The organism is Halobellus clavatus, from assembly GCF_900107195.1.
GTDB classification, from domain to species: domain Archaea; phylum Halobacteriota; class Halobacteria; order Halobacteriales; family Haloferacaceae; genus Haloquadratum; species Haloquadratum clavatum.
Genome location: NZ_FNPB01000005.1, coordinates 48992 through 74869, shown reverse-complemented (window position 1 = coordinate 74869; position 25878 = coordinate 48992). Strand labels below are relative to the sequence as shown.

Annotated in this window: 28 protein-coding genes and 1 tRNA gene; 13 read left to right on the top strand and 16 right to left on the bottom strand. The window is 66.5% G+C overall.

Annotated features, from left to right (window positions below; genetic code table 11):
* Nucleotides 1-93 precede the first annotated feature (93 nt).
* From BLU74_RS08865 to ahaH, 8 genes are all read right to left on the bottom strand, one after another.
* On the bottom strand, nt 94-1515 hold the full coding sequence (locus BLU74_RS08865; RefSeq protein WP_089766923.1) for a V-type ATP synthase subunit B: 1422 nt from the start codon (nt 1513-1515) through the stop codon (nt 94-96).
* 1 nt (nt 1516) lies between these two features.
* Complete coding sequence (locus BLU74_RS08860; RefSeq protein WP_089766922.1) at nt 1517-3286, bottom strand: ATP synthase subunit A; 1770 nt, start codon at nt 3284-3286, stop codon at nt 1517-1519.
* Nucleotides 3287-3289: 3 nt separating this feature from the next.
* Nucleotides 3290-3613 carry a V-type ATP synthase subunit F gene (locus BLU74_RS08855; protein WP_089766921.1) on the bottom strand — a complete coding sequence of 108 codons (324 nt, stop codon included), beginning with the start codon at nt 3611-3613 and terminating at the stop codon, nt 3290-3292.
* Entirely contained in the window at nt 3610-4656 is a 1047-nt protein-coding gene (locus BLU74_RS08850; protein ID WP_089766920.1) for a V-type ATP synthase subunit C, read from the bottom strand. Before BLU74_RS08850 ends, BLU74_RS08855 begins: the two co-directional genes overlap by 4 nt.
* The gene (locus BLU74_RS08845) at nt 4653-5234 is read right to left on the bottom strand and encodes a V-type ATP synthase subunit E (RefSeq protein WP_089766919.1); all 582 of its coding nucleotides are present in this window, start codon (nt 5232-5234) and stop codon (nt 4653-4655) included. Before BLU74_RS08845 ends, BLU74_RS08850 begins: the two co-directional genes overlap by 4 nt.
* A gap of 22 nt (nt 5235-5256) precedes the next feature.
* A complete protein-coding gene (locus tag BLU74_RS08840) occupies nt 5257-5496 on the bottom strand; it encodes a hypothetical protein (RefSeq protein ID WP_089766918.1) in 240 nt (79 codons plus the stop codon).
* 227 nt (nt 5497-5723) lie between these two features.
* On the bottom strand, nt 5724-7982 hold the full coding sequence (locus tag BLU74_RS08835; RefSeq protein ID WP_089766917.1) for a V-type ATP synthase subunit I: 2259 nt from the start codon (nt 7980-7982) through the stop codon (nt 5724-5726).
* Entirely contained in the window at nt 7969-8301 is a 333-nt protein-coding gene (ahaH, locus tag BLU74_RS08830) for an ATP synthase archaeal subunit H (RefSeq protein WP_089766916.1), read from the bottom strand. The genes BLU74_RS08835 and ahaH overlap by 14 nt, the downstream gene beginning before the upstream one ends.
* A 207-nt stretch (nt 8302-8508) precedes the next feature.
* Here ahaH and BLU74_RS08825 point away from each other — a divergent pair, with 207 nt between their 5' ends.
* Nucleotides 8509-9132, top strand: a complete 624-nt coding sequence (locus tag BLU74_RS08825) for a methyltransferase domain-containing protein (protein WP_089766915.1) — start codon at nt 8509-8511, stop codon at nt 9130-9132.
* Nucleotides 9133-9186: 54 nt separating this feature from the next.
* Here the strand turns inward: BLU74_RS08825 and BLU74_RS08820 are convergent, their stop codons facing one another.
* Both BLU74_RS08820 and BLU74_RS08815 read right to left on the bottom strand, forming a co-directional pair.
* Nucleotides 9187-9681, bottom strand: coding sequence for a hypothetical protein (locus BLU74_RS08820; protein WP_089766914.1), 495 nt, complete (start codon nt 9679-9681; stop codon nt 9187-9189).
* A 63-nt stretch (nt 9682-9744) separates the two neighbouring features.
* A complete protein-coding gene (locus BLU74_RS08815) occupies nt 9745-11127 on the bottom strand; it encodes a DUF7094 domain-containing protein (protein WP_089766913.1) in 1383 nt (460 codons plus the stop codon).
* 193 nt (nt 11128-11320) lie between these two features.
* Between BLU74_RS08815 and BLU74_RS08810 the strand changes: the two genes are divergently transcribed.
* Both BLU74_RS08810 and BLU74_RS08805 read left to right on the top strand, forming a co-directional pair.
* The gene (locus tag BLU74_RS08810) at nt 11321-12523 is read left to right on the top strand and encodes a helix-turn-helix transcriptional regulator (RefSeq protein WP_089766912.1); all 1203 of its coding nucleotides are present in this window, start codon (nt 11321-11323) and stop codon (nt 12521-12523) included.
* 105 nt (nt 12524-12628) lie between these two features.
* Entirely contained in the window at nt 12629-13471 is an 843-nt protein-coding gene (locus BLU74_RS08805) for a polyprenyl synthetase family protein (RefSeq protein WP_089766911.1), read from the top strand.
* A gap of 39 nt (nt 13472-13510) precedes the next feature.
* Here BLU74_RS08805 and BLU74_RS08800 read toward each other — a convergent pair whose 3' ends face one another.
* Nucleotides 13511-14650: a DUF373 family protein gene (locus BLU74_RS08800; RefSeq protein ID WP_089766910.1), complete on the bottom strand. Its 1140-nt coding sequence runs from the start codon at nt 14648-14650 to the stop codon at nt 13511-13513.
* Between the two features lie 140 nt (nt 14651-14790).
* On the opposite strand from BLU74_RS08800, the gene BLU74_RS08795 reads away from it, so the two are divergent.
* Together BLU74_RS08795 and BLU74_RS08790 are read left to right on the top strand one after the other, a co-directional pair.
* The gene (locus BLU74_RS08795; RefSeq protein ID WP_089766909.1) at nt 14791-15381 is read left to right on the top strand and encodes a hypothetical protein; all 591 of its coding nucleotides are present in this window, start codon (nt 14791-14793) and stop codon (nt 15379-15381) included.
* Nucleotides 15382-15461: 80 nt separating this feature from the next.
* Nucleotides 15462-16457: a radical SAM protein gene (locus tag BLU74_RS08790; protein ID WP_089766908.1), complete on the top strand. Its 996-nt coding sequence runs from the start codon at nt 15462-15464 to the stop codon at nt 16455-16457.
* Between the two features lie 20 nt (nt 16458-16477).
* Here BLU74_RS08790 and BLU74_RS08785 read toward each other — a convergent pair whose 3' ends face one another.
* Nucleotides 16478-17173, bottom strand: coding sequence for a hypothetical protein (locus BLU74_RS08785; RefSeq protein WP_089766907.1), 696 nt, complete (start codon nt 17171-17173; stop codon nt 16478-16480).
* Nucleotides 17174-17326: 153 nt separating this feature from the next.
* On the opposite strand from BLU74_RS08785, the gene BLU74_RS08780 reads away from it, so the two are divergent.
* Nucleotides 17327-17794: a TRAM domain-containing protein gene (locus BLU74_RS08780; protein WP_089766906.1), complete on the top strand. Its 468-nt coding sequence runs from the start codon at nt 17327-17329 to the stop codon at nt 17792-17794.
* Between the two features lie 150 nt (nt 17795-17944).
* Nucleotides 17945-18520 carry a Tfx family DNA-binding protein gene (locus BLU74_RS08775; RefSeq protein WP_089766905.1) on the top strand — a complete coding sequence of 192 codons (576 nt, stop codon included), beginning with the start codon at nt 17945-17947 and terminating at the stop codon, nt 18518-18520.
* A 19-nt stretch (nt 18521-18539) separates the two neighbouring features.
* Here BLU74_RS08775 and BLU74_RS08770 read toward each other — a convergent pair whose 3' ends face one another.
* Both BLU74_RS08770 and BLU74_RS08765 read right to left on the bottom strand, forming a co-directional pair.
* Complete coding sequence (locus tag BLU74_RS08770; protein ID WP_089766904.1) at nt 18540-19655, bottom strand: mannose-1-phosphate guanylyltransferase; 1116 nt, start codon at nt 19653-19655, stop codon at nt 18540-18542.
* Complete coding sequence (locus BLU74_RS08765) at nt 19652-19960, bottom strand: DUF7091 family protein (RefSeq protein ID WP_089766903.1); 309 nt, start codon at nt 19958-19960, stop codon at nt 19652-19654. Before BLU74_RS08765 ends, BLU74_RS08770 begins: the two co-directional genes overlap by 4 nt.
* A 169-nt stretch (nt 19961-20129) precedes the next feature.
* Here BLU74_RS08765 and BLU74_RS08760 point away from each other — a divergent pair, with 169 nt between their 5' ends.
* The 3 genes from BLU74_RS08760 to BLU74_RS08750 all read left to right on the top strand — a co-directional run bounded on the left by BLU74_RS08760 (nt 20130) and on the right by BLU74_RS08750 (nt 22205).
* Nucleotides 20130-21059: a replication factor A gene (locus tag BLU74_RS08760; RefSeq protein ID WP_089767104.1), complete on the top strand. Its 930-nt coding sequence runs from the start codon at nt 20130-20132 to the stop codon at nt 21057-21059.
* A 1-nt stretch (nt 21060) separates the two neighbouring features.
* A complete protein-coding gene (locus tag BLU74_RS08755; RefSeq protein WP_089766902.1) occupies nt 21061-21714 on the top strand; it encodes an RPA family protein in 654 nt (217 codons plus the stop codon).
* Nucleotides 21715-21794: 80 nt separating this feature from the next.
* On the top strand, nt 21795-22205 hold the full coding sequence (locus BLU74_RS08750) for a DUF8146 domain-containing protein (RefSeq protein ID WP_089766901.1): 411 nt from the start codon (nt 21795-21797) through the stop codon (nt 22203-22205).
* A gap of 76 nt (nt 22206-22281) precedes the next feature.
* Here the strand turns inward: BLU74_RS08750 and BLU74_RS08745 are convergent, their stop codons facing one another.
* A complete protein-coding gene (locus BLU74_RS08745; RefSeq protein ID WP_089766900.1) occupies nt 22282-22737 on the bottom strand; it encodes a DUF5814 domain-containing protein in 456 nt (151 codons plus the stop codon).
* Nucleotides 22738-22874: 137 nt separating this feature from the next.
* On the opposite strand from BLU74_RS08745, the gene BLU74_RS08740 reads away from it, so the two are divergent.
* A tRNA-His gene (locus BLU74_RS08740) sits at nt 22875-22947 on the top strand.
* A gap of 186 nt (nt 22948-23133) precedes the next feature.
* Here BLU74_RS08740 and ddh read toward each other — a convergent pair.
* On the bottom strand, nt 23134-24072 hold the full coding sequence (gene ddh, locus BLU74_RS08735; protein WP_089766899.1) for a D-2-hydroxyacid dehydrogenase: 939 nt from the start codon (nt 24070-24072) through the stop codon (nt 23134-23136).
* A 172-nt stretch (nt 24073-24244) separates the two neighbouring features.
* On the opposite strand from ddh, the gene BLU74_RS08730 reads away from it, so the two are divergent.
* Nucleotides 24245-24790, top strand: a complete 546-nt coding sequence (locus tag BLU74_RS08730; RefSeq protein WP_089766898.1) for a DoxX family protein — start codon at nt 24245-24247, stop codon at nt 24788-24790.
* A 61-nt stretch (nt 24791-24851) separates the two neighbouring features.
* Nucleotides 24852-25877 carry a threonine aldolase family protein gene (locus BLU74_RS08725; protein ID WP_089766897.1) on the top strand — a complete coding sequence of 342 codons (1026 nt, stop codon included), beginning with the start codon at nt 24852-24854 and terminating at the stop codon, nt 25875-25877.
* The last annotated feature ends 1 nt before the right edge of the window (nt 25878 follow it).

Genomic DNA, 25878 nt, shown 5'->3' with positions numbered 1-25878 from the left:
CTCCCCGAATCAGCCACAGCGCCGACGCGACGGTGTTGGACGGTGGCCGGTAGAAAGCAAAGCGAGTGCGATCTGCGAACGCCGTTCCGGTGCTCAGTCGGCCGTCGCTTCGGTTTCGGTCTCGCCGCCAGCGTCCTCGCGGTAGTACTCCTCGATGAAGTCCTGGTCGACGCGGTTGAGCTCCTCTTTCGGCAGCATCGACAGCAGGTCCCAGCCGATCTCGAGGGTCTCCTCGAGGCCGCGGTTGGTATCGAAGCCCTGGTCGATGAACTCCTTCTCGAAGCGGTCCGCAAAGTCGAGATACTTGTTGTCACGCTCGGAGAGCGCCTCGCGACCGACGATGTTCACGAGGTCGCGCAGGTCTTCACCCTCCGCGTAGGCGGCGTACATCTGATCGGAGACGTCGCCGTGGTCCGCGCGGGTGAGGCCCTCGCCGATCCCGTCGTCCATCAGCCGCGAGAGGCTAGGCAGGACGTTCACGGGGGGCTGGAGGCCCTGGCTGTTGAGGTCGGGGTCGACGTAGATCTGCCCCTCGGTGATGTAGCCGGTCAGATCCGGAATCGGGTGGGTGTCGTCGTCGCCCGGCATCGTGAGGATCGGGATCTGCGTGACAGACCCGTCGCGCCCCTCGATGCGGCCGGCGCGCTCGTAGAGCTGCGCCAGGTCGGTGTACATATATCCGGGGTAGCCACGACGGCCCGGGACCTCCTCGCGGGCGGCCCCGATCTCACGGAGCGCCTCGCAGTAGTTGGTCATATCCGTCAGGATGACGAGGACGTGGTAGTCCTTCTCGAAGGCGAGGTACTCCGCGGTCGTCAGCACCATCCGCGGGGTGACCGTCCGCTCGACTGCGGGGTCGTCTGCGAGGTTCATAAAGACGACCGAGCGCTCCAAGGCACCGGTGCGCTCGAAGTCCTCCATGAACTCGTTTGCCTCCTCGGCGGTGATCCCCATCGCGCCGAAGATGACGGCGAACTCCGACGCCTCGCCGTCGCCCTCCTCTTCTTCGGGCACGCTGGCCTGGCGGGCGATCTGCATCGCCAGTTCGCTGTGGGGCTGACCCGAACTGGAGAAGATCGGGAGCTTCTGGCCGCGAACAAGCGTGTTCATCCCGTCGATGGCCGAGACTCCCGTCTCGATGAACTCCTCGGGGTACTCCCGGGAGTAGGGGTTGATCGCCGCGCCGACGATGTCCTGTCGCTCCTCGGGGACGATGTCGGGGCCGCCGTCGATCGGCCGGCCCGAGCCGTCAAGGACGCGTCCGAGCAGGTCCTCGGTGACGGGCATCTTCATCGTCTCGCCGAGGAAGCGAACCGATGCCTCCTGGTCGATACCGCTGGTCCCCTCGAACACCTGGATGGCGACGACGCCGTCCGAGGATTCGAGGACCTGACCGCGCAGGGTCTCACCCTGCGCCGTCTCGATCTCGACGATCTCGTCGTATCCGATGGCCTCGTCGACCTCGGCGTACACCAGCGGACCGCTGATCTCGGTGATGGTTTGGTACTCTTTCATATTAGTAGAGACTCCGGAGTTCTTCGGTGATCTCCGATTTGAGGTCGTCGACGTACTCCTCGTAGTCTTCCTGGACGCCGATCCGGTTGATCTTCGGCGCGGCGTCGATATCGATGATCTCGTCGACCGGGACGCCGGCTTCGAGCGCGTCGAACGCCTCGTCGTTGAGCGTCTTGATCGTCGTCAGCATCAGATACGTCTTCTCCGGCGGACAGTAGGTGTCGACCGGGTGGAACGCGTTCTGCTGGAGGTACGCCTCACGGAGGTAGCGCGCGACCTCGAGGGTCAGCTGCTGGTCCTCGGGGAGCGCGTCCTTGCCGACGAGCTGAACGATCTCCTGCAGTTCTGTCTCCTCGTCGAGGACGTCGACCGCCCACTGGCGCTTCTCGGGCCAGTCGTCGGCGACGGCGTCCTGGAACCACGGATCCAGCTGATCCTTGTACAGCGAGTACGACTCGTTCCAGTTGATCGACGGGAAGTGCCGACGCTCGGCGAGGTCGGCGTCGAGCGCCCAGAACGTCTTCACGATACGCAGCGTGTTCTGGGTGACCGGCTCGGAGAAGTCGCCGCCGGGCGGCGAGACGGCCCCGATCGCCGAGACCGATCCCTCGGTCCCGTTGATGTTCTCGAAGTAGCCGGCGCGCTCGTAGAACTGCGAGAGCCGCGCGGCCAGGTACGCGGGGTACCCCTCCTCGCCCGGCATCTCTTCGAGCCGGGAGGAGATCTCGCGCATCGCCTCCGCCCACCGCGAGGTGGAGTCGGCCATCAGCGCGACGTCGTAGCCCATATCGCGGTAGAACTCCGCGATGGTGATCCCGGTGTAGACGCAGGACTCTCGGGCCGCGACGGGCATATTCGAGGTGTTGGCGATGAGCGACGTCCGGGCCATCAGCGGGTTCCCGGTCGAGGGGTCCTCGAGCTCGGGGAAGTCGTCGATGACCTCGGTCATCTCGTTCCCGCGCTCGCCGCACCCGACGTAGATGATGATGTCGGCGTCGGCGTACTTCGCGAGCTGGTGCTGGGTGACGGTCTTCCCGGAGCCGAACGGGCCCGGAATGGCGGCCGTCCCGCCCTTCGCGATCGGGAACAGACCGTCGAGGATGCGCTGCCCCGAGACGAGCGGCGTCCGGGGCGTCTTCTTCTCGACCGTCGGTCGGGCCTCACGAACGGGCCACTCCTGTCGCATCGAGACCTCGGCGCCGTTGTCGAGTTCGACTACCGTCTCCTCGACGGTCATCGATCCCGACTCGATGGCGACGACTTCTGCGGTCTCGTCCTCCTCGAGAATGTCCGGCGGCACCATCACCTTGTGGTCGATGGTGACCGTCTCCTCGACGGTGCCGACGACGTCGCCGCGACCGACTTCGTCGCCTTCCGCGACCTCGGGCTCGAACTCCCACTCCTCGTCGAGTTCGATCCCCGGCGCGTCGACGCCGCGGTCGAGGTACGGACTTCCCATCTTGTCTTCGAGGACGTCCAGCGGACGCTGGACGCCGTCGTAGATGGTGTCGAGAAGGCCCGGACCGAGGTCGACCGTCAGGGGTTCGCCCGTGTTCTCGACGGGTTCGCCCGGGCTGATCCCGGAGGTCTCTTCGTACACTTGAATCGTCGTCGTGTCGTCCTCGATCTCGATGACTTCGCCCATCAGACCCTCGTCGCCCACGTAGACGACGTCGTTCATCCGGGCATCGAGATCGCGGGCGACCACGACGGGACCACTCACGCTCGCGATGATGCCGTCATCACGGACGGCTGCTTCTGTCTGGCTCATAAATTAGTCTTCCTCCATCAGGTCGATACCGATGGCTCGTTTGATCTGGTCTCGGAGGCCACCCGCGCCCGCACCGCCGCCCAGCGTGACCAGCGTCGGTTCGATGCTGGTCTCGACGGCGTTGCGGACCGATCGTGAGAGGTGATCGAGGTCGTCGTCGTGCATCACCACGATGCCGACGTCGTCGTCCTCGAGCACCGTCGAGACGGCCTCGTCGAGCTGTTCGTCCTTCTCGTCGTCGGCCACGGTCTCGAACTTTCGGACGCCAGCGAGGCGGAACCCCGTGGTGAAGTCCGGACTTCCGACGACGGCGATCTCCTGGCTCATAGGATCACCAGCTCCTGTTCGATCTGCTCTTCCGGGAGGCCGGCCTCCCGTCCGCGCGCGATGGCGCGGATGTTGTCGACCTCGCGCTCCTTCGCCAGGATGTACGAGGCGATCGGAGTGATCGACAGCGGAAACACGTGCCCGAGCTGGTCCGTGTACTTCAGGAGCGCCACGTCGAGTGCGCGCTCGAACCTGATGAGACTCTCTGCGCTCTCGAGTTCGTCGAGCGCGTCCGAGAGGTCGTCACCGTATTTCGACTCGCGGATCTTCGAGACGAGCTCGTCGCGGTTCTTCGCCAGCGTCGCGAGCTCACTCGCCGAGAACAGCGACCCGCCCTTGATGAAGTACTCGGCGGGGTCGATGTCGGCACCGGTCTGCGCGAGTCGGAGTGCGTTCCGGGCGTTTCGGAAGTCGATCTCCGCTTCGAGCAGTTCCCGGTACTGCTGGGTCGCCTCGTCGACGACGAGCCCCTCGAGTAGGTGACTGTAGTACGTTCGATCGATCGCGTTCTCGAGCGGCACGAGGACGTCGGTGTCCTCGTAGTCGGCGTATGCGTCGTCGAGACCGGGGCCGAAGATCGTCCCGGAGAGCCGCTCGACGACCTCCTCGATGCTCGGTGCGTCGAGCAGTCGGTCGAGGAACTCGTCGTCGAACTCACCGGCGCGGATGAGGTCGTCGGAGACCGCGTCGCGATCGGCCCCGGAGTAGAGGCCGCGGATGACGGTCTTGACGTTCCAGGCGTCGAACTTTCGCAGGTAACGCGCGATCAGGTCGTAGAGCCGACCGTCGGCCCACCGGAGCAGGTCGTCGAACTGCTTGGCGAGGTTCCGGTTCAGCGCGTACTCGATGAGGTCGACGCCGGAGTGTCGAGAGCCGAGGGCGTTGATCTCGTCCTCGTAATCGGACTCCTCCATAAATCGGGCGATCTCGGCCGGCCCCATCCGAATCAGTTTGCGGTACTCCTCGTCCCCGTACAGGGCGCTTTTGCGCGCCTTGACGCGGGCTGTCACGTACTCCGGATTGGAACCGCCGGCAGTACTCATTGGTCGAACAGTAGTTCGCTCACGTTCTTGAGGTTGTCCTCCCAGACGCTCGATAGCACCGAGTCGAAGGTGTTGTTCACCCGCACGCGGGAGTCGGTGCCCTCGACGACGACGCCGCCGAGACACTCGTACTCACCGGCGTACTCGAAGTCGTCGTAGTCCTCGAGGAGGTCCTCGAGTAGTTCTTCGTCCGAGGCGCGACCGTAGACCGCCACCGACTCCTCGCCTTCGAACTCCGGCGCGGCGTCTTCGAGCAGCGAGCGCGTCAGCGCCTCGCGGCGTTCTCGGGGGAGGTCGACGAGCTCGTCTTCGACCCGCGATCGAACGTCTTCGAGGACGTCGCGGCGAGCTTCGAGGCGCTCTTGTTTCGCCTCGAGTTTCGCGCTCGAGAGCGCCCGTTCGCGTTCCTGCTCGATCTGGCGCTCGACGTCTTCCTTCCGGGCCTCGAGGAGCTCGTCGGCGTCGGTCTCGGCCGTCTCGATGATCTCCTCGGCGCGGTGTTCACCCTGCTCACGTATCTCTTCTGCACGCGCGCGGGCTTCGTCTCGGATATCTTCAACGACGTTGTCCAAACTCATTGATGGAAAGAGCGGAGAGCGCTTAGATCAGGAAGAACCCGACGAGCGCGAGGATGACGAGCGTCTCCGGAAGGACTGTCAGAATCAGACCGTTGACGAAGAGGCTGTCGTCCTCGGCGATGGCGCCCATCGCGGCGGCGCCGATTCCGCGCTCCGCATAGCCTGCGCCGAAGGCGGCGAGGCCGAGCGCGAGTGCGGCGGCGGCGGACGGTTCGATAGCTGGTGCGGCTGCCTGGGTCTGCTGTAGGAGTACTTCGAACATTGTCTTGAATTTCGACTTGATCAGTCGTCTCCGAACGTGCGTTATTGGACAGAGACGACTCTTAAAGGTTCCCAAACTAACTCGCCAGAATCCGTGCGAAACAGCCGCATTCGCCGGTATTCGTCCGATCAGAGAGTCGGCTGTTCGGGCCCGCGGCCTGAGCAATATCCGGCGATTTCGGGACGCCGATTGGAGAGCGGGCCGGCGGGAGGTCGAGGAGACCCGGCTCAGTCCTCAGTGGTGAACCGCCGGTCGTAGCCGAAGGGTTCGTACTCCCGACCGCCGCCCTCGAAGAACTTGTTGAAGAACTCGACGTACTCGAGACGGACCGCCTGCAGACCGGCACTCGTGACGCCGAGCGCCAGGACGAGCAGGTGGCCGAACAGGAGCACGACGAGTCCGATCAGGATCGTCGCGGCGTCGCCGTGAACGAGGCCGCCGAACAGGATCTCGGTGACCTCGTGGCCGTGGTAGGTGTCGCCAACGTGCGGCATATGACCGAGGCCGAAGTGCCACTCGGCTCCCTCGGCCGATTCGGTCGCGAAGACGCCGAAGAACAGGAGATTGACCGTAAAGGCCATCCCCGCCTTCGCGAGTAGCACGGCCGCGAGGCGCGTGTACGACAGCACGTTCACGAGCACGTTCAGGAACTCGACGGCCTCGATCGGTTCGCCGTAGGCGAGGAGCACGAGGCCGACGAGGAAGATCAAGAGCGGGAGCGTGAACGGACCGACGCCCGGGATGGTGAACAGCTCCATCGCCGGGAAGCCGTTGAACCCGAGCGGGAGAACGCCCTCACTGGAGAACGTGGTGTAGAGGAATTCGGGAGCGACAGAGCGGAGCGCGTCGCTGAACACCCACACCCAGAGTCCGTTCATCATCAGAATCCACGAGGCGTTCTCGTAGACTGCGTGCTGGAGATCGTGGAGCTCGAGGTCCTCGAAGAACCCGAAGATCCACGCCACGTTGAGGTGGAAGATGCCGACCAGGACGCTCACGACGAGCCAACCGCGGGCCCAGTCGATGCCGGCGGGCGAGAGCCCCTTCTCGATCGGGGCGTGCGAGAGCCCGATGAGCCCCTCCCAGAGGTAGGTCGCGATCAGGTGGAGGCCGAACACCTCGCCGTAGAGGATGCCGAACAGTACGGTGAACAGTCCGGCCGCGATCGTCACGCCGCCCATACTCCGGAACGCCGGGCGGTCCTGGAAGTTCGTGTAGAGGTAGTAGCCGATGCCGGTGTAGATGAGCCCGTATCCGAGGTCCCCGATCATAAACCCGAAGAACGCCGGGAACGTGAGAAAGAGAATGACTGTCGGGTCGAACTCGTAGTAGCTCGGCCGGTTCACCGCCTGCACGAGGAGTTCGAACGGCCTGACCGCACCGGGATTGTCTTGGACGGTCGGCGGTTCGTCGTCGGCCATCACGACCGTGCTGCCGCCGTCCGCACGCGCGTCGGCGTCAGCAGCACCGCCGTCGGCGGCCGCCGGCGACTCGACGCCACCGGCACCGCCGGCGGGGACGTCCTCACGAACGTGGTCGGTCCCGTCCTTCGAGAACGTCGCGCGCTCGAGTTCCTCGATCTCGACGTGTTCGCCGACCTCGTCTTTGATCGCGCCCTTGAATTCGGTGTAGCGTTCCGAAGGGATCCACCCCTCGGCGATGAACGCGTTCTCGGTGGTCGCGAACGACAGCGGCGCCTCGGTCTTCTGGACGTCGATCGAGAGCTTCTCCTCGGCAGCCAGGAGGAAGCCCGCAGCCTCCACCTTCTCGGATTCGAGCTCGTTCTCGACCGTCGAGAGCTCCGATTCGAGCTGCTGTTTCTCGTGTTCGAGTTCTTTCTTGTACTCGCTCGGGGTGCCGTCGACCTGGGGGATTTCGTACGACGAGAAGTCCGCACTGACCAGCGCGTCCGTCAGTGCGTCGGGGTCGGCGTCGCTCGTGGGGGACGCGAAGATCCCGAGGACGTCCTCGCCGGCGAAGATCTCGTGTGAGCGGAGGTCCTCGGCGTCGACGATCGCGCGTTCGATGGCGTCGCGGTCGCCCTCACCGACGGCCACCTGCAGCGTGTCGTACCCCCACAGCAGGTCGAGGTCGATTCCGAGATCGACGAACGGATCGATCGACTCGATCTGGTCTTCGATGTCGCGGATCTCCTGGCGGAGATCGCCGCGCCGGTCGTCGAGGTCGTTGACGCGGGTCCGAATCTCTTCGAGTTCCGCTTCGATCGCGTCGTCGGTGACAATCCGGGTCGGGCCGGCGTCTTCGCTGTCGACGTCGAGGATGCTCTCGAGCGACCGCACGGTGACGAGCCGTTCGGAAGACTCCTCGGCGCCCTCGACGGGATCGCCCGGTTCGAAGCCCTCCCAGGAACCGTCGTACTCGGTGACGTGCAGGAGATTCAGACCGTGCGCGGTCTCGACGACCTCGTTCATCACGGCCTTTGATCCCGTCACCGAAACCTTGCTCATCTGCTCAGGTCTGAGCATTTACCGCCTCCTCGAACTGACTGATCGCGTATTCGACCGCCTCGTCGGCGTTCTCTTCGGCGGACGCGACCAGTTCCTTCCGTTCGGCTCTGCCCTCCTCGACGAGTTCCTCGCGCTCGGCTTCGATCTCCTCGCGAGCCTCTGCGAGTCGCTCCGCCTCGTACTCGTCCGCCTCAGCTTCTGCGTCGCTGCGGATCTCCTCGGCCTCCCGACGCGCCTCCTCGATTCGCTCGTCGCGGTCTGCTTCCGCCTCCGCGACGATCTCGTCGGCTTCGGATTCGGCCGTTTTGATCCGTTCGAGAACCTCTGGTCTCGGCATACTCGTATCACCGAAACCTTGCGCAAGCGGCGTATAAGGTGTTTGCGGAACTCCCCGGCCAGCGACGGCCGTGTGAGGGCATAGCACGCCAGTTGGAGGACGTCCCTCGGGCCCCGTCGCAGACGTCCGATCGACAACGCCTCGAAGTGGCACCTCGGTGCACTCGGATCCGCACCGTTATGCTTCCCCCGTCCGTACAACCGCGCGATGGGAGTCCTCGAAGACAAGGCCAATGCGCGCCTGTTCTACAAGTACCTCTCGAAGGTATACGACCAGATCAACCCCTTCATCTGGAACGAGGAGATGCGCGACGCGGCGCTGGAATGGCTCGCCATCGAGCAGGGCGACCGCGTCCTCGACGTCGGCTGCGGCACCGGTTTCGCGACCGAAGGGCTGCTCCGCTACACCGACAACATCCACGGGCTCGATCAGAGCCGTCACCAGATGGAGAAGGCGTTCGAGAAGTTCGGCACCCGGGAGAAGGTGCGGTTCTACCGCGGCGACGCGGAGCGCCTGCCCTTCGCCGACGACGCGTTCGACGTCGTCTGGTCGTCCGGGTCGATCGAGTACTGGCCGAACCCCGTCGACGCCTTAGCGGAGTTCCGGCGGGTCGTCAAGCCCGGCCATCGCGTTCTGGTGGTCGGCCCGGACTACCCGAACAGCCGGGTCTTCCAGGAACTCGCGGACGCGATTATGTTGTTCTACGACGAGACCGAGGCCCAGCGGATGTTCGAGGAGGCCGGGTTCGTCGACATCGAGCACCACATCCAGCAGGCCTACCCGGGAAGTCCACGAGCGATCACGACGATCGCCCGTGCGCCTGAGGAGTGAGCCGGCCCGGAGCGGACGCGACCACGTCGGTCGACGAGCAGCCAGGGGGCCGAGTCAGTCGACGACCCCGCGCACGCGACTCACACGTCTCCCCCCGACGGACACCGTGACCGCCACCGTCCGCCCCGGCGCCACTCGCGGCGCGTTCGTCGTTGCCAGGCGGAACGACCCGGTCTCGCCGGCCGACCAGACGCCGTCGCTGGCGACGTTGAACGGCCCGGTCGGCCCCGCTCGGAACCCCCTGGCCGCGAAGAAGGGGACCGGCGGCTGATGCCGGAGCGGAACGCCGTCCACAGTCACACGTAGTTCGAGCGCCGCCAGTTCGAGCGCCGGGCCCGCCTCGTGAGTCAGCGAGACGGTGTCGGTATCGAGCGTGAGCGAGAGCCCGATCGTCCGCGGTCCATCATCGGACGAGGCGGCGGTCCCGGAGGATCCACCCGTAGCCGTCAGCACGGCCTCCGCTCCCGCGGCGACGACGCCGCCGAGGCCGACACCGACGAGCAGGAGCAGCGCGACGCCGACCACCGGGGCCGAGGCTCGGGAAGTCATAGCGGGGCTGGTCGCCTCATCTGATAAGAAGGCTCGGACCCTCGCGACCGCGGAACCGGAGTGTTACGCCGAACGCTCGGGAGTCGCCGTGCCGGTCCCGTTGCTCTCGTTGCGCGTTCCGTAGACCGCCGGCGTGGAGGTCGGCTGGACCGAGAGGATGACGACCGCGCTCCCGTCGATCGCGGTCACCTGGTAGCTGCCGTTCGGTGCCAGCGTCCACAGCGACCCGTCCGGCCCGGTCTGCCCGACCACGGTGCTTCGGCCGCCGGCCGGTCCGACCGTGATCTGGGCGTCGATCGGCTCACCGGTCTCCGTACTGTTGAGCTGGAGTCTGACGGGACCGCCGGGATACGTCCGGTGCGCCGTCAGGGTCATCGCGTCTCTGGTCGCCGAGGCCGGCGACCTAGTGACCACCTGATCGATCGGCCGGTACTGGTACTCCTGGAAGACGCGCTTGCTCCCGCTGTCGACGAAGGCGACGAGTCGACCGCGGCGGTGCTCGATCGTGACGCGCGCGCTGTCACTATCAGGATTCCCCAGGGTGTCGTCGCGGAGGCGGAGGTCGGCCACGGTCGGATACGCCTGTTCGGTGGCGTTGACGGCCTCGGCGAGCGAGAACGAGTTGCTGTTCTCACCGCGGAGCGAGCCTCGGTACACCTCACGGACGTACGTCCCGTCGCGGATGACCGCGAGCGCGACGCTGTTCGACCCCGTCTGGACGAAGAAGCGACCGGCGGTCGCTTCACCGCGGAGGACGGCGGCCGCGTACCCCCGAACAGGACCGGTCAGCGTGTTCAGTTCGAGTTCGATGTTCCCGAAGCGGGAGGCGGAGATGCTGAACCCCGAGGTCGAGCGAGCGAGCGTCTGCAGCCGACTGCGTCGCTCTTCGAGTTCGCGTGCCTCGGCGTCGATCAGGGCGAGTTCGTAGAGCAACTGCCGAGGCGGGAGCTCACCCTGCCCGTACGCGGTGAAGGCTTGCCGCTGGCGGGAGCGGAGGGCGACCACACGCTGTTCCACCCCGCTGACTGCCTGGAGCAAGTAGCGCTGCCGGGCCTCGCGGGTCTCTGTGGCGTCGACACGCTCGATGACCGACTCGGTCCGCAAGCGGACGTCCGTCACGTCGGCGGAGAACCCGAGGCCGCTCCCCAGTTCGACGTACTCGGTCTCGAGCGTGCTCCGCGTCGCCTCGCCGTCGGGCACCGCGAGGACGTTGATCAGCCGCTCGGACGGGCCACTGGGGCCTGAAAGTTGTGCATTCGGGGGACCGGACGCGCCCGAGGCTCCGAGCGCCGGCGTCGAATCGGGGGCCGCCGGCGTCAGAGCGGCGTCGGGAGACGGTCCCTGAGCCACCTGCTGTGGCGGACCGTTCGGCGCGAGCGCTGGGCCGCTTCCAGCGACCGCCGAGACGAGGAGGAGGACGGCGAGCGTAAGCGGGACGGCACGCATATCCGGGAGATACAGCCGGCCGTTACAAAAAACGAGGTCATTCCGGAATCCCGCGCGATCGTCAATATCACCTGACAGGAGAGGGGTCCCACAACGACTGTGGCCCGACTCTCAGATCGGGTTTCGCGCTAAGCATCGGCGGACAGTGGCGTGATGGAAAGGGTTTTGAGCGTTCCACGAAGACTGCTTGCCAATGCGGACCTCCGCGCCGTGGCTGGCCCTCCTCCTCGTCGCCGCCGCCATCGTGCCGGCACCAGCGCTCGCGCTGGGGGCGGATCCCGACGGGGCCGCCGTCGAGCCGCAGGTGACCGACGAGGAGTCGACGCTCCCGCGAACGAGCGTCGACATTGCGCTGCGGCCCGATCGGAGCGCGTACTGGCGCGTCGAGATGCGATACCCACTCGAGACCGAAAACGAGACGCAGGCGTTCAGCCGAATCGCGTCCCGGTACGAGAACGAGGAGGCGAACGTGGGACCCGACGTGATGCTGTTCGAGTCGCTGAGCCAGCAGGCGAGTGAGGCGACCGGACGGGAGATGGCGATCGAGAACGTCACGTACCGCGGCTCTGTCGCCACCGAAGACGGGACCGGGACGCTCGCGCTCACGTTCACGTGGACCAACTTCCTCGAAGAGGGAGACAACGAGACGCTCGTCCTCGAAGACGTGTTTTCGCTCCCGGGCGCAGAGAGCGACGACCGGCAGACGTGGCTCTCGATCTTCGATGCCGATCAGACGATTCGGATCCGGCCGCCCGATGGCTACACCGTGACGAGCACGAGTATCGCCGTCCAGCAGCGCGAGAGCGCGATCGTCTTCACCGAGCCCTCGGACTTCGAGGGCGACAGCGACCTCCGGATCGTCTACTCCACCGTCGGCCCGGCGGATCAGTTGCCGTTGAGCCTGATCGCCGGCGGCGCACTCGTCGCGATCGCGATCGCTGCCGGCGCGTGGGCGCTTCGCGGGCAGCGGACTGTGCGGCCAGACGACCGCGGCGGGGCCGGAGAGGAGGCCACGCGGGCGGACGGACCGACGAACGGGTCCGACGCGGCCGACGCGTCGTCACCGACAGGTGAGTCGGGGGGCGCCGAAGCCGCCACCGCGGCTGGCACCGGCGAAGCCGCCGGTGGAGCAGACGATGCGGACGCGGACGCGGAGGACGAGCGCATCGATCCCTCGCTGCTCTCCGACGAGGAGCGCGTCGAGCACCTGCTCGAACAGAACGGCGGGCGGATGAAGCAGGCGACGATCGTCGACGAGACGGGCTGGTCGGACGCGAAGGTCTCACAGCTCCTGTCGACGATGGCAGACGAGGGGCGGATCGACAAACTCCGCCTGGGCCGCGAAAACCTGATCTCGCTCCCCGACGACGACGAGCAACCCGGTTCGGGCCAGTAACGCGCGGTGCTTCCGCGCCAGCCGGGGCGACGGACCCCCGATTCCGGTCCGAAACCGGGAGTGCTTCCGGAACCTCTTTTGCCGCGCCATCCTCAGCGACGCGTAATGGAGTATCTGGAGCGCCGGGTCTCGATGGTCGAAGACCGTCTGGAGGAGGTCATCGAGGCCGTCGATCCGCCGGAACTCTCCGCAGAGGTCGCACACGTCGCGCTGGCCGGCGGCAAGCGCGTCCGTCCGGCGGTGACCGTCCTCGCGTGCGAAGCGTGCGGTGGTGATCCGGACGTCGCCGTCGACTTCGCGGTCGCGATCGAGTTAGTCCACAACGCCTCGCTCGTCATCGACGACATCATCGACCGCTCGGACGTGCGTCGGGGGACGGCGAGCGCCTGGGCTGAGTACGGGTACGGCCCCGCGATCGTCGCCTCGGACGGCCTGCTGGGCGAAGCGTTCGCTCTCCTCTCACAGAACGACCAGGCGACGCAGATCGTTGCCGAGTCGATGGTCGAACTCGGGGAGGGCGAAGCCACCGAGTTGGTGGCGCGGCCGACGAACGAGACGGAGTATATGGAACTCGCGCGCCGGAAGACCGGGGCGTTGTTCCGCGCGGCCGCCGAACTTGGCGCGGTCGCGGCGGAGGCCGACCCCTTCACCGTCGAGGCATTCGGCGAGTACGCCGAACGGGTCGGTGTCGCCTTCCAGATCCGCGACGACGTCCTCGACGCCACCGCCGACGCCGAGGAGTTGGGCAAACCGACCGGTCAGGACGCCGAGATGGATCGCCCGTCGCTGGTGCAGGTCACAGAACTCACTGCGGTCGAAGCCAACGAGCGGGCGCACGAGCAGTCCAGTCAGGCGCTCGACGCGCTGGAGGCCTCCGAAGTCGACGACAGCGAACCGCTGGGCTACTTACAGGACCTGGCGGAGTTCGTCGTCGTCCGCGAGCGGTGAGGTCCGGGGAGTCGTCGTAGACGGTGAGAGACCGAAGCGTCACCCACGCGCGGCGTCCGCGTCAGTCTCCGGCCCCGTGGGGAACCGCGACTCCGCCACCGCGAACACGAGCGTACTGAACACGCCTAGGAGCGTCCCCGCGGTGAGCCCGATGGCGAGTTCAGTCAGCGAGAACCACTGGACGCCGTCGATACCTCGCGGTAAGAAGAACCCGGAGACCACGTAGAGGACCACCGCGATAGCGACGACGTAGAAAGGCGCGTTCAGGTAGCGCCACTTGAACCGATCGGCGAGATATTCGTCTGTTACCTGCCCGAGACTCGAGGTGACGCCCGCGGCGGCGAACCACTGGACGGCACCGTGGACGAGCGCGGCCAGTACGATCGGGGCAGTCGGGTCCGCGATGTTCGCGCGGACGGTCTCGAACAGCGCGTACCCGCGGAACCCGCCGACGACCAGCAGCGCGGCGGCCGCGACGTAGGTGATGAGCGTGACCCGGCCCTCATAAAGCACGTCTCTGATGCGCTCTGCGGTGTCGTCGACGGCGTCTTCGAGCCCCAGCCCCCGGAAGAGCGTGTAGAGGCCGAGCAGCGCAGAGATGATCCCCAGCACGACCGCGCCGGGGACGTCGAAGAAGCTCGCGATCGTGACGAACGGGTAGATGAGGAGCAGAATGCCGAGCGGGACCAGAATCGTCCCGCGCGTTTCGGGATCCGCCAGGACCTGTTTCATCGTGTAGTACATCGACTCCAGGTCCTGTGCCTGGCGGACGACGACCCGGCGGACGCTGTCGATCGGGACCCGCGAGCGGACGATCGGCAGCACCGATTCGTCCTGCGCGCCGTCGGTGATGACGATCGCGCTCACGTTCTCGCCGGTCGACAGCCCCGCGAGTACGCGGTCGATCTCCTCGCCGATCGCGCGATTGGCTTTCACGTCACCGGCCTGGGTGCCGGTGACCGCCGCGACCGTGATTTCCTCGTCGACGTCGGGGTCGGCCTCGAGGTCGTCGTACTCGTGAATCCCCTGAAAGAGGACGTTGACGTCGGAGTCTTCGGGGTCCGCGGTCGCGAGGTCCACAGCGGCCGATTCGACGGCGTCCCGGCCGACGACGGGGGTATCCAGCCCCGTCTTGCGACCGAGATCGTCGTCGAGGTCGACACAGAGGACCAGCAGCATCTACGGGGCATAAGTAATCGGAGTATATCTGCTTTCGGGAGCGAGCGAACGAGCGCCGAGATCGATTCGGTGATGTCGAACGGGCGGCACGGCTGCGGATCGGCCGTTGAAGTATTGTGGCTCGGCGTCCGAACTCACGCGTGGAACGACAGGTCACAGTCTGGCTCGTGATCGGCCTCGTGCTCGTCGCCGGGTGTAGTGCGGGCGCACCGCCGACCGACGAGCCGACGCGAAACGCGACGCTGTCGCTGTCGGGCTACGAACGGACGGCGGACGCCTCGCCGGTCGACACGCGGCTGTTCTGGGACCGCACCTCGAACTGGGAGGATCCCGAAAACCGCTCGGTGAACGTCACCAGTCGCGTCCGTACGTATCGCAACCTCAGTGGCGCAGATACCGTCGTCGTCTACACCACGCCGGAGAAGCCGTACGTGGGAGCGGACCGGATTCGGCCGATGTCGGCGGCGGAGCGAGCGCGGATGGCCACTCGATCGGCGGAGTTCCCGCGCTTCGGGAACGACACGGACCGTACCTACACGGCCTCGGTGCTGGATCGAGAACGGACGGTACAGGTGCTCGCTGATCCCGAGGGCGCCGCGACCACCCACGTTACGCACGTGTCCCGTCGTGACGCCGTCGTCGTGGTCGTGATCGATGGGGCCGATCGCTCGACCGTCGAGCGCGTGCTCGGCAGCGTCTCGTTCCGCGATGGAACCGCGCGGACCGGGTGACGTCGCGCTCGCTCGTCGCACGGCCGAGTGCCGTTCTACATAGCACGACTTTTGAGTCTCGGACCGGTATGGAAAAGCGAATGATCTCGAAGGGCTGTGAGCAGTGCGCGAAGGGCGGAAAGATGGTGCTTTTCGTCTACGGTTACTGTGACCAGCGCGACTGCTTCTACTGCCCGCTCGGCGAGAACCGCAAGAACGTCACTGACGTCTACGCGAACGAGCGACTCGTCGAGTCCGACGAAGACGTGATCGAGGAGGCCAAGCGGATGAGCGCGCTCGGCACCTCGATCACCGGAGGCGAGCCGCAGGAGGCGATGGCGAAGACGACGCGGTACCTCTCGCTGTTGAAAGACGAGTTCGGCGAAGACCACCACACGCACCTCTACACGGGCATCACCGGCGGTCGGGAGAATATGCGACGCCTCTCGGAGGCGGGGCTCGACGAGATCCGGTTCCACCCGCCGTACGAACTGTGGGGCGACCTCCACGGGACCGAGTGGGAGGAGATCCTCTATATCGCCCGCGAGGAGGGCCTCACTCCGGCGTTCGAGATTCCCGGGATCCGCGCCGAGGAGGAGTTCTTGGAGTTCCTCGACGAAGGCGCGGCGGAGTTCTGTAACGTCAACGAGTTCGAGATGAGCGACGGGAACTACCGCCGGATGCAAGAGCAGGGCTTCGAGCTTCAGGACGGCCATATGTCCGCCGTCGACGGCTCGAAAGAAGCAATTCTGGAGACGATGGGCGACCACGAGCGGGTCTACTTCTGTACCTCCGTGTTCAAGGACGCCGCGCAGCATCGGAACCGTCTCAAGCGGATGGCGCGGAACATCCGCCGCCCGTTCGACGAGGTGACCGACGACGGGACGCTCGTCTACGGGAAGACCTGGATCTCGGCCGAGGAACTCGACGCCCTCGGCGTCCCCGAGGAGTTCTACACGGTCAAGTCAGACCACGTCGAGGTGGCGTGGTGGCTGCTCGAAGAGATGATCGAGGAGGGTGACCTCTCGGAAGGAGAGATCGTCGAGCAGTATCCGACGGCCGATGGAACGGTCGTCGAGCGGACGCCGCTGGCGTAGTCCTGCGAGCGAGCGGAGCGTCACCGAACCCGCGAGGACCGTCGATCGACGTCGGACGTCAACGCCACGTAGAGACTCGGGACCACCGCGACAGACGTCCCGACCAACAGCCAGGGCGTCAGCGAACCGCCCTGAAGGGCACCGAATCCGACGACGCAGACGCCGAGCACCCCACCGGCGCCGGCGGCGAGCCGCTTCGTCCGCGCATCGAACGTGACGCCACGAGCCGTCCCGTAGAGCGCCGATCCGAGGCCGAAGACGACGCCCGCCCCGGTGCCGACGTACGGGGCGTCGAGGAGGACGCCGGTTCCGACGAGGCCGATTCCGAGGAGCCCGCCCGCGACGACGGTGATGCGGGCTGAGAGGGGGTTGACGTTCGCCTCATAGCGCGTCGCGTAACCAGTTGCCGGGGCTGCAAGGAGGCCACCGACGAGGAGCGCGAAGAGGACGCCGCGCGGGGTCGCGTCGTCGAGGAGGACCCCGAGCGCGCCGCCGGCCGCAATCACGCTCCCGGCGGCGAGGAGCCATCGCGGGCGGATCGTGGCGGCGGGGTCGTCGTCGCGGATGATCCCGAACGCGACGAAGGGATACGAGACGACAGCGGTGACGACGACAGTCGCGTAGAGACTCCACCCGAGGACCGCGCCGGAGACGACGACCGAGAGACCGAGAAATACCCCGGTGATGACGGCGAACTCGGGGACGCGACGGGACATAGTTCACCTCGGGCCGAGGCGGCCGAAAGCGTTGCGGTGGCCGGCTTCGAACGCGCGTCGGTCGCATCGAACCCTCGGTCCGACGGGAGGCGCCAGGCACCCGTCGCTCGCAGACCCGCAAGCGTTTAGACAGGCCGTGGAGTATTCGACGCTATGTCCGACTGTCCGTTAGCCGACGACTGTCCCCGGTTCTCCGAGCGGATCGACGGGATGGGGTGTCAGTACTACGGCGACCGCGGCGGCGCCGAGTGGTGTAACAACTACGATCAGCCCATCCGCGACCTGAAGGCCCAGCCGGTCAAGCCGGGCGAGGAAGTCGTCGTGGACGTCGACGACATCCACGAGAGCGGTGCCGGCGTCGGTCGGACCGACGACGGGTTCATCGTCCTGATCGACGGCCTGTTGCCGGAGGCTCGCGCGGTGGTCCGGATCGATCGGGTGAAGTCGAATCACGCGACGGCGAAGAAGGTGGTCGAGCGCCTCCCGCTCGACGAGGAGGAGCAAGCGGACGACGGCGACGAAGAGACAGAGACCACAGAAGACGATTCGGACGACGAGCGAAGGCGCGGCCCCGACAGTGGGACCGCACTCGGCAGCCGAGACAACTTCTGGGGCGGGTAGCCCCCATCGAACCGCGGGAGGAGACGGCACGGACAGTCGTCGTTGTGGACATCACCAGCCGTGATCGATCGCGACTGAGAGGCGTGCGAGGCGTCGGACTCGCCGCATCGCTTCTGTATCTTTTTTGCGCGCGGACGCAAACGGGGACGTATGGACGACGCCGAGCGGGACGACCCCGAGTCGGGCGTGGATGGAGAGACCTCCGGCGGGTCGGCCGGTACCGGGGACCGTGACGCCGACGGCGTCGACTCGTCGGAGACGGAGTCGGTGCTCGACGTCGACGAGGCGCTCGCGGAGATCGGATTCGACGCCGACGAGAGCGTTCTGACGCGGCGGCAGGCCGAAGTGCTCGTGCTCAGAGAGCAGGGCGTCCGGCAGTCGAAGATCGCGTCGATGCTCGGGACGTCACGGGCGAACGTCTCCAGCGTGGAGTCGAGTGCGCGGCGGAACGTCGAGAAGGCGCGCGAGACGGTCGCCTTCGCCGAGGCGTTGGCCGCGCCGGTCCGCGTCTCCGTCGACGAGGGGACAGATCTCTACGACGTCCCGAAGGAAGTGTACGACGCGTGCGACGAAGCCGGCGTGAAGGTAAATCGAACCGCCCCGGAGTTGATGAAGTCGATCTCCGACGCCGCGGGGGACGCCGTCCAGGGCAGAGAGGTCCGCGAGTCACTGCTCGTCGGCGTCACGACCGGCGGGCGCGTGCAGGTGCGTCGCTCCGCCGACTGAGGGGTCGCGCTCCCGCGACTCAGAACTCACCGTTCGCTTTCAGCCGTCGGACGAGCCGTTTGACGTCCTGTGCGCGGTCCTTCGGCACGACGAGAACGCGGTCGTCCCAGGTCACGACCGCGAGGTCTGAGACGCCGATCAGTGAGACGTGCGCCTCGTCGGCGGCGACGACGTTGTCGCCGGCGTCCAGCGTGCGGAGTTCGACGTTGCCGGCGGTGACGTTCCCCCCGTCGTCGGCGTCGGCGACCCGCGCCAACGCGTCCCAGGAGCCGACGTCGTCCCAAGGGAACGAGACCGGGACGACGGCGACGTCGTCTGCGACCTCGAAGATCGCGTAATCGACGCTCACGGGATCGACGGACTCGAACGCGGCCTCGACGTCCGCGGCGCCAAATTCGGTGTCGAGAGTCCCCGGCAGCTCGGCCGCGTCGAGCGCGGCCGTGGGTCCCGAGATCGGTGAGTCCGCGGCCGCACGCAGGAACGCCGACGGCCGCCAGGCGAAGAACCCGGCGTTCCAGTAGTGGCCGGCCGCGACGTAGGACTCGGCGGTTTCGGGGTCGGGTTTCTCGTGGAACGATTCGACCGGGGCCCACGCGGCGTCCGTGTCGGAGAGATCAGCGTCGGAGTCGGACTCGGGCGTGGCCGACGGTCGTCGCGCGGGTTCGATGTAGCCGTACCCCGTCTCGGGGCGGGTGGGTTCGACGCCGAACGTGACGAGACGGTCGGTCGCGGCGGCGACCTCGGTCCCCCGGCGGGTGGCGGCGGCGAAGCCTGCCCCGACGAGGTGATCACTCGGCAGCGCGAGGATCACCGGATCCGAGAACGCCGCGTCGACGCGGGCCGTGGCGTAGAGCAGCGCCGGCCCGGTATCGCGACCGGCCGGTTCGACCAGGACGTCGGCGTCGGGGACGCGTTCGTGGACGCCCTCGGCGTAGGACGCTCTGGTGACGACGACGACCTCGTCGGCGACGTCGCGTGCGCGAGAAACCGTTTGCTCCAGCAGCGACGACGCCTCGAACAGCGGGAGGAACTGCTTCGGACGGTCAGACCGACTGGCGGGATACAGCCGCGATCCGGTGCCGCCGGCGAGGACGACGGCGACCACGGGCTCAGCGGGTGTCGCGGTCGCAGTCATTCCCACGTCTCGACGATGCCGTCCCGGACGTCGCCGAGGCACCCCTCACAGTCGGGGTGGCCCGCCTCGAAGCACGCCGGAGTGCCGTCGGCGTCGACGTGGACCGCGCGGCGCTCGGCCTCGCGACGGCAGACGAGTTTGGCGCGACCCTCCTCGTCGCGGGGGAGCGCGTGGATGACGCCCTCGTCCGCGCGTCCGTTCCCCTCACCGTCGCGGCCCTCTTGGTACGCGTCCCGGGCCCGAGCGTACTGCCGCCCGGCCGCTCGGAACTTCTGCCGAAGGATCCGTTCGAGGCGGTCGCTCATCGCATAGAGGTGAGCGCGCGAATGGCATCAATCCGTTGGTCGGTTTCACGTCACAGCGGCAGTACGCGGACGGGTTTCACTTTCACCCCGGTCACGACAGTTTATTACCGATCGGGAACCAACCGTCGTGTGCCTCCCAATGGAAAACAAGGTGGAGGCGATTGCAACCATGTCAGACCTGCGAACACACGCAGCGGAGATAGCGGAACAGTTCTCAGAGCACGTAGACGTCGAGACCTCGGAAGTCGAAGAGCGACTCGAGACGCTCGTCGACGAGTACCGAGTGCCCGTCGACGAGGCGCGCCGATCCGTCGAAAACAGCTACCTCGAAGAGGCCGGTCTCGAACGCGACGAGATCGGTCAGGGCGGTAACGACGAGGTCCGTGTGGCCGACATCGACGAGGACGAACAGTGGATCGACGTGACCGCGAAGGTCGTCGATCTCTGGGAGCCGCGAAGCGAGTCGATCGCACAGGTCGGCCTGCTCGGCGACGAGTCCGGCCGGACGAAGTTCGTCGCCTTCGAGACCTCCGACCTCCCCGAACTGGAGGAGGGCGCGGTCTACCGCCTGGGGAACGTCGTCACCGACGAGTACCAGGGTGACTTCTCGGTGAAGCTCAACCGGACGACGACCATCGAGCAACTCGACGAGGACATCGAGGTCGGCGACGACGCCGTCACCGTCGAGGGCGCGCTCGTCGACATCCAGTCGGGGAGCGGTCTGATCAAGCGCTGCCCGGAGGAAGGCTGCACGCGGGTCCTCCAGAACGGTCGGTGCTCGGAGCACGGCGACGTCGAAGGCGAGTTCGACCTCCGGATCAAGGGTGTACTCGACGACGGCGAAACCGTTCACGAGGTCATCCTGGGCCGCGAGGTCACCGAGGATCTCACCGGGATCACGCTCGAAGAAGCCCAGCAGATGGCGAAAGACGCACTCGACACGACCGTCGTCGTCGAGGAGATGCGAGAAGATCTGCTGGGGACGTACTACCGCGTCTCCGGTCCGGAGCTGGGGCGGTACGTCCTAGCCGACGAAGTCGAACGGCTCACCGAACCAGCCGATCCCGAAGCGGTCCTGATCAAAGCGAGGTCGATCTGAGATGAGTTCCAACGAGATTCCGTCCCGAGAAGTCGCACGGCGTGTGTTCGCAGACGAGTTCAACGACGCCGCCTTCACCTTCAAAGAGTCCGACGACGACCGCGCGCCGGTCTACCTCCTGCTGCCCACGGGAGCGAAGGCCAATCGCGTGTTCTTCGTCGGCACGCTGACCGAGAAAGACGACGTCGGCGAAGACAGCGAGTACTGGCGCGGTCGCATCGTCGACCCCACGGGGACGTTCTTCGTCTACGCGGGGCAGTACCAGCCCGAGGCCGCGGGCACGCTTCGGGACCTCGAACCGCCGGCGTACGTCGCCGTGGTCGGCAAGCCGCGAACGTACGAAACCGACGACGGGTCGGTCAACGTCTCGGTGCGGCCGGAATCGATCCAGGTGGTCGACGCCGCGACCCGGGATCGCTGGGTCGTCGAGACTGCCGAGCGGACCCTCGACCGGATCGGCGCGTTCGACGACGAGGGGAACGAGTACGCACGGATGGCTCGCGAAGAGTACGACCTCCCCATCGACCGGTACAAGAGGTCGGCCGTCTCGGCGCTGGAGAGCCTCGAAGAGTCCGACGGTGACGAACTCGGCCTCGGCGGTGCGGGGGCCGACGGGTCGCCCGAATCGACCGAGGATCTCCAGCCGGAGCCGTAAGCGGCCCCCGGCACGGCGGATTTCGGGGCGACGTCTGACGAAACATTAAGTGGATCGGCCGACGAACTGGGAACAAGTCAATGGGCAACAAAAACAAGACCATCTCGTTCCGCGTCAACGAGGACGCGTTCGAGACGCTCCGGGAGATCGCGGAAGAACGCGACATCTCGCTGTCGGCGGTCTTCCGCGATTACGTGGACACGCTCGTTGCCCACGACGGCCAAGTCCAGGTCGTCCCCGAACACGAACTCGAACAGCTCCGCAACGGCGACGAGGAGAGCTTCCCACCGAAGGTCAAGGTGCCGAAGAGCTTCGTCAGGGAGCACGAGCGCCTCGAACTGGAGGCTGACCACCTCCGCGAGCAGCTCGAAGAGCACAAGCGGTACGTGAACTACCTCCGCGAGCAGCTCGAAGACGAGAACGAGGAGGTCATCCAACTCGAGGATCTCGACGAGAGCGAGGCGGAAGAACCATCCTTTCGACTTGGATAGCCTCGACGGGGTCGAGCGGCCGCTCTCGCGAGATCGGCCGCGGGACGACTCGCCCTGAGGAGCCCCGGGACGCCCGTTACTTAGAGAGCGCCCGCCGCGCCGTCCGCATCTTTGCTTCCATCTCGTCGTTGCCCTCCACTTCGGCGAGCGTTTCGGCCGCCTCCAGCGTTCGGACCGCACTGTCGAGGAACGAGAGCACGTCGCCGGAGTACGAGTACAGCATATACTCGTCACTCATCACGTCGACGATGGCGTCGGGGCCGAGCCCCTGCGCGCGCAGTTCCAGCAGATAGCGGACGAACTGTCGCTCGGGATAGCCCGTGTAGAGGTCGTCGGGATTCTTCGGGTCGAGGAAGTCCTCAGCGAAGTCCAGCAGTCGATCGCGGGTCGCGTCGTCGAGTTTCGCCAGTCCCTCGCCGGAGTAGAGCACGTCCATTGTCGCGCCGGAGAACGCTCCCTTCGGGATATTCACGTCTAACTGGGAGACGATCTGCCGGTGGTTCTTCAGGTAGATCTTGTCCGTGATGGCCACGGTTGGACGTCCGTAGCGCACTCGGCGGCAAAAGGCTCGCGGTGCAGCGAGCGGTCGGGCCGATCGTGTGAGACCGGCGCACTCCGCTGGAGAGTCGTAACGTATTTGACTGCGACGGAGGTACGGAAAGGTGCGTGTCCGGGTTAGGGTAGTGGACCATCCTTCAGCCTTGTGGAGGCTGAGACGCGGGTTCGATTCTCGCACCCGGACCTTCCTGCTGACGAGCGAACGCGAGGAGGCGGAGGTCTGCACAGCGTGAATCGAAGCAGGGAGGTCGCGCGAAGCAAACGAAGTAAGCGAGCACGTCCGACTGCGGTTCGATTCTCGCACCCGGACCTTCTGCGTCCCACGCCGCTCGTGAGCGCCTGCTCCGTCGACGACGACACACGCGGTTCCTCAGACGACGTGGTTCGCGAGTGACTCGCCGCGTCGGATCCGGCGAACGTTCTCTGCGACGATGGCGGCCACGCGTTCGGCGTACTCGTCGGTGGCACCGGCGGCGTGGGGAGTGACGATGACGTTCTCCAGATCCCACAGCGGCGAGTCGTCGGGCAGCGGTTCGGTCTCGAAGACGTCCAGTGCTGCACCGGCTATTCGGCCGTCGGTCAGCGCCGCGACGAGGGCATCCTGATCGACGACGCCGCCGCGAGCGACGTTGAGCAGGTACGCGTCCTCGCGCATCGCGTCGAGTTCGTCGCTGCCGATGAGCCCCTCAGTCTGCGAGGTGAGCGGGACCGTGAGGGCGACGAACCGGGCGTCGGAGATCGCAGCGGTGAGCGAATCCGGCGTGAAGACGGCGTCGACGGACGGGACCGGGGTCGGCGTCCGGCGAACGCCCCGGACGTTCATCCCCACCGCGTCGGCGCGTGCAGTCACTCCCTGGCCGAGCGTCCCGAGTCCGACGACGCAGACGGTCTCGCCCGGAAGCGTGAACGTCTCGTCCCAGTCGGGATAGTACCACTCGCGCGTCGGTTCGTTATCTCGGTAGATGTGCAATCGTCGGGCGAACTGGAGCATATAGCCGAGAACCGTATCGCCGATCGCGTCGCCGTGGACGCCCGAACTGTTCGAGAGCGTGATTCCCCGGCGCTTCAGTGCCTCGAACGGGAATGCGTCGACGCCGGCGAGGATGCAGTGGATCCACTCGAGGTCCGCGGACAGAAACGCCTCCTCGAACGAGAACGTCACGACCCCATCGAGGCCGGCCAGCGCAGAGCCGTCCGACAGGATCCGGACGTCCGCCGCGAGGTCTGTGAGTTCCTCGCGGAGCAGGGACGGCGGAAAGACGATGTCGACCGACGGGTGAATTCCGAGTTCCAGGTCGTCTCCTGTCATACGCGTCACGTCGCGCCACCCGTACAAAAAGACCGGGCGGGGGGTCGGCCCCGCCGGCACCGCGTCTGGGGACCGTGCGTGACACACGCAGCCTCCGTTTCCGGGCCGATGAGAACCACGTTCCCGTTATATCCGCTCGGGGGGCGACAGTTCAATTGTAAGGTGAAAGACGATGACTACAACCCCAACGCAGGCGGCGACTGAAACGACGTTCGACGACATCCTCAACTTCGATCTAGGGGGCACAGTCGCCGGCTACTGGCTCGCAATCCTTCGAGTCGTGACCGGGTACTGGTTCCTCCACGCGGGCTTCACGAAGTTCGCCTTCGTGTCGGGCGAGCCCTTCGACGCGAGCGGCTACCTGCTGCAGGGAACCGCCGGGAGCCCGATACACGGCTTCTTCGCGTGGGCGGCGGGGACACCGTGGCTGATGGAGTTCACGAACTTCGCAATCCCGGCCGGAGAGTTCCTCATCGGCCTCGGACTCGTGGTCGGCGCACTCGTCAGACTGGCCTCGTTCTTCGGGGTCCTCCTGATGGTGTTCTTCTACCTCGGAAACGCCGACTGGGCGCACGGCCTGGTCAACGGTGACCTGATGGGCCTGCTGCTCTTCGTGACCATCGCGACGCTCGGCGCGGGCCGGATCCTCGGCCTCGACGCCTACCTCGAGCAACTGGACCTCGCGGACACCAGGATCGCGAAGTTCCTGCTCGGGTAGCCGGCTCGCTCTGTTTCAACCGGATCCGCGACTTCTTTGTGCTCGCCCGCGACGAAGGCGTATGGCGATCGATCTCCGGAGTGATACGGTGACCCGCCCCTCTACGGCAATGCGTGAGGCGGCGGCCGACGCCGACGTCGGCGACGACGTCTACGGTGAGGATCCGGCGGTGAACGACCTGGAAGCCGCGGCTGCAGCGGCCGTCGGATTCGAGGATGCGCTGTACGTGCCGACGGGGACGATGGGGAACCAGATCGCCGCGCACGTCCACGGCGAGCGCGGCGAGGAAGTCGTCCTCGACCGGGAGTCACACATCTACCGATGGGAACTCGGCGGCCTCGCGCAGTTGTCTGGGCTCCAGCCTCGCACGGTCGACGCCGACAACGCGGTCCCGACCCCCGCACAGTTCGAATCGACGTACGTCGACGAGAGTCTGCACCGGCCGGGGACCGGACTGCTTACCCTCGAGAACACGCACAACGCACGGGGCGGTGTCGCGACTCCCCCGGAGGCGCTCTCGGCCGTCGCGGACGCGGCCCACGACCGGCACGTCCCCGTCCACCTCGACGGCGCGCGCCTGTTCAACGCGTGCGTCGCCCTCGACGTCGATCCGGAGCGGATGACCAGCGAGGTCGACTCCGTGCTGTTCTGCCTCTCGAAGGGGCTCGGCGCGCCCGTCGGATCGATTCTCGCCGGCGACGCCGACTTCATCGACGCCGCGCGACGGGATCGAAAGCTGTTCGGCGGTGGGATGCGGCAGGCGGGCCTGATCGCTGCGCCGGGACTGCTCGCGCTGGAGAACGTCGAGCGGCTCGGGGTCGATCACGCGAACGCGGCCCGTCTCGCAGCGGGGTTGCGGGAGATCGACGGGCTCCGCGTGCCGGAACCGGACACGAACATTGTGCAGGTCGACACTGCGGACCTCGGGATCGACGCGGAGACGTTCGTCGCCGAGTGCGAGGACGCCGGCGTCCGCGGTGGGGCCCACGGCGACTACGTGACGCGGTTCTGCACCCATCTGGACGTTGATTCGGAAGACATCGACGACGCGATCGACCGGATCGATGCGGTCGTCGAATCGGGGTGAG